We start from the raw sequence: 8464 nt of genomic DNA, 5'->3' as shown, positions 1-8464 counted from the left end.
CCACGCGGGCGCGAGCTTTCATGACTGGGTTACCGGGCGGGGACTGGAATGCAAGAATTATACCAAAGGCATTGGCGGGGAATTTTCACAAACTCTCAGGAGACAACATGAAGCTCTACCTCAAACCGGGCGCCTGCTCGCTCTCGCCCCACATTGCACTGGAAGAATCCGGTCTGCCCTACGAGACAGAGTCGGTCGACCTCAAGAACAAGGTGACGGCCAGCGGCGCCGACTTCTGGAAGAGCAACCCCAAGGGCTACGTGCCGGCGCTGCTGCTCGACAGCGGCGAGCTGCTCACCGAAGGCGCGGCGATCGTTCAGTACATTGCCGACCAGGCTCCTCAGAAGAAGCTCGCTCCGGCCAACGGCACGATCGAGCGCTACCGCCTGCAATCCTGGCTCAACTTCATCGGCACCGAGCTACACAAGTCCTGCAGCCCCTTCTTCCACCCGGCCTCGGGCAAGGAGTGGAAGGAAATCGCCGGCGCCAACCTCGAGCGTCGCCTCGCGTATGTGAACGAGGAGCTCGCAGGCAAACCCTACCTGATGGGCGAGGGCTTCAGCGTCGCCGACGGCTACCTCTTCACCGTGCTGAGCTGGATGAAATTCGTCGGTATCGACCTGGCGCAGTGGCCCAACCTGACGGCCTTCCAGGCCCGCGTGGCAGCGCGCCCGGCGGTGCAGGCGGCGCTGAAGGCCGAAGGGCTGGCCTGAATGGCTTGAGGCACGAAGCGTCACCGACGGCTCCCAAGTTTGCGGCTGCCGCTGTTCCTGCCGTAAACAAGCGCAGCCAGCCGCAAGCTCCCTCTCCATGGCCGGCCCATCCTTTCGCGTCCCCCTCCTCGCCGCTGCGCTGCTCGCGGCCTTCGGCGTGGCGCGCCCGCGCGGCTGAGGGCGGCCCGCGTTCAGGCGCGCGGCGGCAGCGTGCCGAAGACGCGGTCCCAGAAATCGGTGAGCGTGCCGTAGCCGCGGCGCTCGTCGCGGAAATGGTGGAAGCCATGCAGCCGCCGCATCGCCTCCAGCCAGCGCCCGAGGGGGCGCGTGCCGTGCAGGCGATGATGCACCGACTCCTGCAGCACGTTGCCCAGCAGCATGCCCGCCGAAAGCGGCGCTGCGAACGCGCTGCCGCCCGATAGCAGCACCGACAACCCGACCACCGCCAACACCAGCAACACGCTGAACAGCATTGGCACACGGATCGGTACGGCGGCATCGCGGTGATGCGCCAGGTGCCAGCGCCGGAAGGGCTCGACCCCGTGCAGCATCCAGCGGTGCAGCACGTACTCGATCAGCGTCCACGCGGACAGTCCCACCACCGCCAGCACGACAGCGAAGCCCGGATCGGCAGTGAAGCTCGAATGCCTGCTCATCGCGAGCACGACCAGGCCGCCGCACGGCACTGCAAGCGAGGCCGGATAGGCGAGCACGGGGCGCAGCATCCAGGGTTCAGCCATCGTCGGCGCGCTCCACGATTTCCCAGGCGTACATCAGGCTCGCGTCGGAGAAACCCAAGCAGGTCTCCTCGTCCAGCCACCAGCCAAATCCGCGCGCATCCAAGCCCTGGAAGCGCCACCGGCGCAACTCGCCACTGCACAGGCGGATGACATAGGTGCTGCCGCTGACGGGTTCCATGCTGTCGAAGTCCTCGCAATCGCCAGGCCCGCGCGGATGGCGCGCCCTGAACGAATGATAGCCGCGGACGTCCGCCACGTCAGCGCGGCGCCCCTGCAGAAGACCATCGAGGCGCCGCGTCGCACCTGCAGGTGCTTTCCCAGGCGCGGCGGACGTCGGTGGAAGCGATACACGTCGCGCCCCCAAAGGGGGAATCGCACGGCTTGACTATATAGTACCTTTTCAGTACTCTTAATCACGACACCTCCCCAGCGAGCACGCTCCCATGCTGCGCATCAGCAAACTCACCGACTACGGCACCCTGATCCTGACCCACATGGCCGGACACCCGGATCGCCTGCACAGCGCCGCCGGCCTGGCCGAAGCGCTCGGGCTCGGACTGCCCACGGTCAGCAAGGTGCTCAAGACCCTCGGCCGCCACGAGCTGGTGAGCAGCCAGCGCGGTGCGCATGGCGGCTATGCGCTCGCCCGCTCGGCAGACCACATCACCGTGGCGGACGTGATCGACGCCCTCGAGGAGCAGGCCTTCGGGCTCACCGAATGCAGCTCGAGCAGCGGCGTCTGCGCGATCGAGTCCGACTGCCGCATCCGCGAGAACTGGATGCGCATCAATATCGTGGTGCGCCAGGCGCTGCAGGCGGTCAACATCGCCGACATGGTGCACCCCGGCCACGGCCCCGCCTTCCCCGCCCCGCACGCCACCGAACACCGCATGCATGGCCCAGCGCGCAGCACCGCGGCCTGCCTTCCTGCCGCGCGCGCAGACGAACAGGAGACTTGAAGATGAACGCCCCCACCCCAGCCACCGCCACCTTCCCAGCCGCCGCCCCCTCCCCGGCCAGCCGCAGCGACGCCATTGGCGCCTTCCTGGAACAGGACTACGCCGCCGGCTTCGTCACCACGCTCGAGACCGACACCGTGCCCAAGGGCCTGTCGGAAGACGTCATCCGCGCGATTTCGGCGCGCAAGGGCGAGCCCGACTGGCTGCTCGACTGGCGCCTGCAGGCCTACCGCCACTGGCTGACGATGACGCCACCGAAGTGGGCCGCGGTGGAGTTTCCCGCGATCGACTTCCAGGACATCGTCTATTACTCCGCGCCCAAGTCGAAGAAGGACGGTCCCAAGAGCCTGGACGAGGTCGACCCCGAACTGCTGCGCACCTTCGAGAAGCTCGGCGTGCCACTGCACGAGCGCGCCCGCCTGGCCGGCGTGGCGGTGGATGCGGTGTTCGACTCGGTGAGCGTGGCCACCACCTTCAAGAAGGAGCTGGGCGAGCACGGCGTGATCTTCTGTTCGTTCTCCGAGGCGGTGAAGGAACACCCGGAACTGGTGCGCCAGTACCTCGGCACGGTGGTGCCGCCGGGCGACAACTTCTACGCAGCGTTGAATTCCGCGGTGTTCTCCGACGGCTCCTTCGTCTTCATCCCCAAGGGCGTGAAGTGCCCGATGGAGCTGTCCACCTACTTCCGTATCAACGCCCGCGACACCGGCCAGTTCGAGCGCACGCTGATCATCGCCGAGGAAGGCGCATCGGTCAGTTATCTGGAGGGCTGTACCGCGCCGATGCGCGACGAGAACCAGCTCCACGCCGCGGTGGTGGAACTGATCGCGCTCGACGACGCCAAGATCAAGTATTCCACCGTGCAGAACTGGTACCCGGGCGACAAGGACGGCAAGGGCGGCATCTACAACTTCGTCACCAAACGTGGCGACTGCCGCGGCGCGCGTTCGCACATCTCCTGGACGCAGGTCGAGACCGGCTCGGCGATCACCTGGAAATACCCGAGCGTGATCCTGCGCGGCGACGACTCGGTGGGCGACTTCCACTCGGTGGCGCTGACCAACAACCTGCAGCAGGCCGACACCGGCACCAAGATGATCCACATGGGGCGCAACACGCGCAGCACCATCCTCAGCAAGGGCATCTCCGCCGGACGCGGCAGCAACACCTTCCGCGGCCTGGTCAAGGTCACGCCCAAGGCCGAGGGTGCGCGCAACTACACCCAGTGCGACTCGCTGCTGATCGGCGACCGCTGCGCGGCGCACACCTTCCCCACCATCGAGGTGCGCCACCCGGGCGCCCACGTCGAGCACGAGGCGACCACGTCGCGCATCGGCGAGGATCAGCTCTTCTACGCGATGCAGCGCGGCATCAGCGCCGAGGACGCGGTGTCGATGATCGTCAATGGCTTCTGCCGCGAGGTGTTCAAGGAACTACCGATGGAATTCGCGGTGGAAGCACAGAAATTGCTGGGCGTGAGCCTCGAAGGCAGCGTCGGCTAAGGACCCACAGGAGAATCGAGATGCTGAAAATCAATAACCTGCACGCCGCGATCGACGGCAAGGACATCCTCAAGGGCCTCAACCTCGAGGTCGCCGACGGCGAGGTGCACGCGATCATGGGCCCCAACGGCTCGGGCAAGAGCACGCTCGCCCAGGTGCTGGCCGGGCGCGACACCTTCACCGTCACCGACGGCAGCGTCGACTGGGACGGCACCGACCTGCTCGCCCTGCCCGCCGAGGAGCGCGCGCGCGCCGGGCTATTCCTCGCCTTCCAGTACCCGGTCGAGATCCCCGGCGTGTCGAACGCCTACTTCCTCAAGGCCGCGGTCAACGCGGTGCGCCGCCACCGCGGGCTGCCGGAATACGACGCCATGGACTTCCTCGCCAGGGTGAAAGGCGAGATGAAGGCGGTCGGCATGAAGGAAGAGTTCCTCTACCGCTCGGTGAATGAAGGCTTCTCCGGCGGCGAGAAGAAGCGCAACGAGGTACTCCAGATGGCGCTGCTCGAGCCCAGGCTCGCGGTGCTCGACGAGACCGATTCGGGGCTGGACATCGACGCGCTCAAGATCGTCGCCGAGGGCGTCAACCGCCTGCACTCGCCCGAGCGCTCGATGATCGTGATCACCCACTACCAGCGCCTGCTCGACTACATCGTGCCCGACAAGGTGCACGTGCTGTCACAGGGCCGCATCGTGCGCTCGGGCGGGCGCGAGCTCGCGCTCGAGCTGGAAGAGCACGGCTACGGCTGGATCGACGCGGCGCAGGGCGGCAAGGCCGGCGGCGCGTCCGCGGGAGCGCGGCCATGAGCGCGATCGATTTCTGGCTCGGACGCCATCGCGACACCGCCGCCGACCTGCCCGGCGCCGACCTGCCCTGGCTCGTCCGCCTGCGCGAGGACGCGATCGACCGCTTCGCCGACGAAGGCTGGCCGACGACGCGGCGCGAGAACTGGCGCCACACCTCGCTCGCCTTCATGGGGCAGCAGGCCCTGGCGGCCGAGGCGAGCGACAAACCCGAGGCGGTGCTGGCACGGCTGCGCGAACGTTATCGCACGGCGTCTCGCGGGCAAGCCGGCGCGCACGAAGGCGTCGCCAGCGTCGTGGGAGCGGGCTCGACCGCGAATGCTGCGGCCTCTGCCCCGCAGGACCTTGACCACTGGCTGGTCTTCGTCGATGGCAAGTTTGCCCCCGCGCTGTCGGCGATCGGCGGGCTGCCCGGCGGCGCGCGCATCGGCAGCCTCGCCGATGCGCTGAAGCAGAGCCCCGAGACGGTGGAAGCCGCCTTCGGCAACGCCAGCGATGGCGAAGCCCCCCAGGCGCTCAACGCCGCCTTGGTCACCGACGGCGCCTGGATCCGCCTCGGCCGCGGCATCGCAATCGAGCACCCGATCCACCTCGTCTTCATCGGTGCCACGGTCGCCGACCAGCACCTGCGCAACCTCGTCGTCGCCGAGGCCGGCGCGCAGGCGACCATCGTCGAGCACTACCCGGCCGCTGCCGCGGGCAGCACGCTGACCACCGCCGTCACCCGCGTGCTCGCCGCGCAGGACAGCCACATCACGCACCTCAAGCTGCAGCAGGAGGCCCCCGAGGCCACCCACCTGGCGACGATCGAGGCCGAGCAGGCGCGCGGCGCGGTGTTCGCCTCGCACTCGCTGTCCTTCGGCGCGCGCCTGGCACGCAACGACATCCGCACCCGGCTCGCCGGCGAGGGCGCCGAGGCGCTGTTGAACGGCCTCTATCACGCCGATGGCCGCCGCCACGTCGACCACCACACCCGCATCGACCACGCCCGCCCGCAGGGCACCAGCCGCGAGTTCTACCGCGGCCTGCTCGACGGCAGCGCGCGCGGCGTGTTCACCGGCCGCATCCTGGTCGCCCAGGACGCCCAGCGCACCGACGCCATGCAGCGCTGCGACAACCTGCTGCTGTCCCGCCTGGCCGAGGCCGACGCCCGCCCCGAGCTCGAGATCTATGCCGACGACGTCAAGTGCGCGCACGGCGCCACGGTCGGCCAACTCGACGAGGACGCCCTCTTCTATCTGCGCAGCCGCGGCGTCGATGCGGTGCACGCGCGCCAGCTGCTGACCTACGCCTTCGCCGCCGAGGTGCTCGAGCGCATCGCCCACGCGCCACTGCGCGCGCTCGGCCGCGCCGCGCTGCTCGAACGCCTGCCCGAGGGCGCCCGACTGGAGGAACTGCTGTGAACGCCCCGCGCGAACCCGGCGTGCAGACGCCCATCCTGGACCTCGCCGCCGACTTCCCCATCCTGGCGCGGCCGGTGCATGGCCGGCGCCTGGCCTACCTCGACAACGGCGCCACCACGCAGAAGCCGGCGGCGGTGATCGAGGCCGAGGCGCGCTTCTACCGCGAGTCCAACGCCAACATCCACCGCGGCGTGCATTGGCTGTCGCAGCACGCCACCGAGCTCTACGACGGCGCGCGCGCCACGGTGCAGCGCTTCCTCAACGCCGCGCGCGCCGACGAGATCGTGTTCACCCGCGGCACCACCGAGGCGATCAACCTGGTGGCGCAGAGCTGGGGCCGGCCGCGGCTGGCCGCGGGCGACGAGATCCTGCTCAGCACCATGGAGCACCACTCCAACATCGTGCCCTGGCAGCTCGTGTGCGAGCAGACCGGCGCGGTGCTCAAGGTGATCCCGGTGCTCGACAACGGTGAGCTCGACATGGCGGCCTTCGAGGGCCTGCTCGGCGAGCGCACCCGGCTGCTGGCGATCACCCATGTCTCGAACGCGCTCGGCACGGTCAATCCGGTGGCCGAGATGACGCGGCGCGCGCACGCGGTCGGCGCGGTCGTGCTGGTCGATGGCGCCCAGGCCGTCGCCCACCAGGCGGTGGATGTGCAGGCGATCGGCTGCGACTTCTACGCCTTCTCCGGCCACAAGCTCTACGGCCCCACCGGCATCGGCGCGCTCTACGGCCGCGCCGAGCTGCTGCGCCACATGCCGCCGTGGCAGGGCGGTGGCGACATGATCCGCACCGTCGCCTTCGACAACACCACCTTCGCGCCGCCGCCGCAGCGCTTCGAGGCCGGCACGCCCAACATCGCCGGCGCGATCGCGCTCGCGGCGGCGATCGACTACGTCCAGGGCGTGGGCCTGGGCCGCATCCACGCCCACGAGCAGGCGCTGCTCGACTACGGCACGCGCGCGCTGCAGGACATCCCCGGCGTGCGCCTGGTCGGCACCGCGCAGGACAAGGCGGGCATCCTGTCCTTCCTGGTCGACGGCATCCACCCGCACGACCTCGGCACCATCCTCGACACCGAAGGGGTGGCGATCCGCGCCGGCCACCACTGCGCGATGCCGCTGATGACGCGCTTCGGCATCCCCGGCACCGCGCGCGCCTCGCTCGGCCTGTACAACGGGCTGGCCGACCTCGACGCGCTGGTGGCGGCCATCCACAAGGCGCAGGCGCTGTTCGGCACGCGCGGCGGCACCGCGCCCGGCAAAGGGAGCGCGGCATGACCGACATGCAGGATTCGCTGCGCGAGCTGTACCAGGAGGTGATCTTCGATCACAACCGCAACCCGCGGAACTACCGCCCGCTGCCGGCCGCCAGCCATCACGCCGACGGCCACAACCCGCTGTGCGGCGACCAGCTCACGGTGTACCTGCAGGTCGCGGACGGCGTCGTGCGCGAGGCGAGCTTCGTCGGCCACGGCTGCGCCATCTCCACCGCCTCGGCCTCGCTGATGACCGAAGCGGTGAAGGGCAAGCCGGTCGCGGAGGTGGAGGCCCTGTTCCGCGACGTGCACGCGCTGCTCACCGAAGGCCGCGAGGCCGCCGACCCGGCGCGCGACTTTGGCAAGCTGGAGGTGCTCTCCGGCGTCAAGGAGTTCCCCGCACGGGTCAAGTGCGCCACGCTCGCCTGGCACACCCTGCACAACGCGCTCGTCGGCGAGCACGAGACCGCACACACCGAATAGGACCTCGAGGAGCAAGACATCATGGGCGACCACTACGGCGAAACCGATTCACGCGTGCTGCAGCGCGACTGCGCGGCGGTGAGCGTGCCCTGGGGCAAGGCGGAGACGCTCCCCGAGGGCGCCTACGCGCTGGTGACCCAGCGCCTGGGCGGCTCGATCACGGTGATGTGTGGCGGCAACCTGTATCGCATCGACGAGCGCAACGCCGACGCGCTCGGCCTCGAGCCGCAGCTCGCCGCCCCCCCGCCAGCCGCTGCGGACGGCGAGCAGACCGCCGAGAGCATCGAACAGGCAGCCTGGGCGCAGCTCGGCACCTGCTACGACCCCGAGATCCCGATCGACATCGTCAATCTGGGCCTGGTGTATGCGTGCACCGCCGAGCCGCTGCCGGACGGCAAGTTCCGCATCGCCGCCGCGATGACCCTGACCGCGCCCGGCTGCGGCATGGGCACCCTGATTGCGGACGAGGCGCGCGACAAGCTGCTGCAGATTCCCGCCGTGGCCGAAGCCGAGGTCACGCTGGTGTGGGATCCGCCGTGGAGCCGCGAGATGATGAGCGAGGCGGCGCGGCTGGAGATGGGCATGTTCTGAGCCGCTCGATGC

At 69.2% G+C, this 8464-nt stretch carries 10 protein-coding genes; 8 read left to right on the top strand and 2 right to left on the bottom strand.

The window, feature by feature from the left end; all coding sequences use genetic code 11:
* Window positions 1-107 precede the first annotated feature (107 nt).
* Window positions 108-713 carry a glutathione transferase GstA gene (gene gstA / locus ACPT9U_RS12740; protein ID WP_435751207.1) on the top strand — a complete coding sequence of 202 codons (606 nt, stop codon included), beginning with the start codon at window positions 108-110 and terminating at the stop codon, window positions 711-713.
* 191 nt (window positions 714-904) lie between these two features.
* Here gstA and ACPT9U_RS12735 read toward each other — a convergent pair whose 3' ends face one another.
* Both ACPT9U_RS12735 and ACPT9U_RS12730 read right to left on the bottom strand, forming a co-directional pair.
* Entirely contained in the window at window positions 905-1453 is a 549-nt protein-coding gene (locus tag ACPT9U_RS12735) for a sterol desaturase family protein (RefSeq protein ID WP_435751206.1), read from the bottom strand.
* On the bottom strand, window positions 1446-1631 hold the full coding sequence (locus ACPT9U_RS12730; RefSeq protein ID WP_435751205.1) for a hypothetical protein: 186 nt from the start codon (window positions 1629-1631) through the stop codon (window positions 1446-1448). Before ACPT9U_RS12730 ends, ACPT9U_RS12735 begins: the two co-directional genes overlap by 8 nt.
* A 265-nt stretch (window positions 1632-1896) precedes the next feature.
* Here ACPT9U_RS12730 and ACPT9U_RS12725 point away from each other — a divergent pair, with 265 nt between their 5' ends.
* From ACPT9U_RS12725 to sufT, 7 genes are read left to right on the top strand one after another with little or no spacing between them, the layout of a single operon-like run.
* A complete protein-coding gene (locus ACPT9U_RS12725) occupies window positions 1897-2412 on the top strand; it encodes an SUF system Fe-S cluster assembly regulator (protein WP_435751204.1) in 516 nt (171 codons plus the stop codon).
* 2 nt (window positions 2413-2414) lie between these two features.
* Entirely contained in the window at window positions 2415-3914 is a 1500-nt protein-coding gene (gene sufB / locus ACPT9U_RS12720) for a Fe-S cluster assembly protein SufB (RefSeq protein WP_435751203.1), read from the top strand.
* A gap of 20 nt (window positions 3915-3934) precedes the next feature.
* The gene (gene sufC / locus ACPT9U_RS12715; RefSeq protein ID WP_435751202.1) at window positions 3935-4720 is read left to right on the top strand and encodes a Fe-S cluster assembly ATPase SufC; all 786 of its coding nucleotides are present in this window, start codon (window positions 3935-3937) and stop codon (window positions 4718-4720) included.
* Entirely contained in the window at window positions 4717-6120 is a 1404-nt protein-coding gene (gene sufD, locus ACPT9U_RS12710) for a Fe-S cluster assembly protein SufD (protein WP_435751201.1), read from the top strand. The genes sufC and sufD overlap by 4 nt, the downstream gene beginning before the upstream one ends.
* Complete coding sequence (locus ACPT9U_RS12705; RefSeq protein WP_435751200.1) at window positions 6117-7400, top strand: cysteine desulfurase; 1284 nt, start codon at window positions 6117-6119, stop codon at window positions 7398-7400. Before sufD ends, ACPT9U_RS12705 begins: the two co-directional genes overlap by 4 nt.
* Window positions 7397-7861, top strand: coding sequence for a Fe-S cluster assembly sulfur transfer protein SufU (sufU, locus tag ACPT9U_RS12700; RefSeq protein ID WP_435751199.1), 465 nt, complete (start codon window positions 7397-7399; stop codon window positions 7859-7861). Before ACPT9U_RS12705 ends, sufU begins: the two co-directional genes overlap by 4 nt.
* 21 nt (window positions 7862-7882) lie before the next feature.
* Window positions 7883-8452: a putative Fe-S cluster assembly protein SufT gene (sufT, locus tag ACPT9U_RS12695; protein ID WP_435751198.1), complete on the top strand. Its 570-nt coding sequence runs from the start codon at window positions 7883-7885 to the stop codon at window positions 8450-8452.
* Window positions 8453-8464 lie beyond the last annotated feature (12 nt).

This window comes from Thauera sp. AutoDN2 (genome assembly GCF_051280715.1).
GTDB lineage: Bacteria > Pseudomonadota > Gammaproteobacteria > Burkholderiales > Rhodocyclaceae > Thauera.
This window is presented reverse-complemented; position numbering and strand designations above follow the sequence as displayed.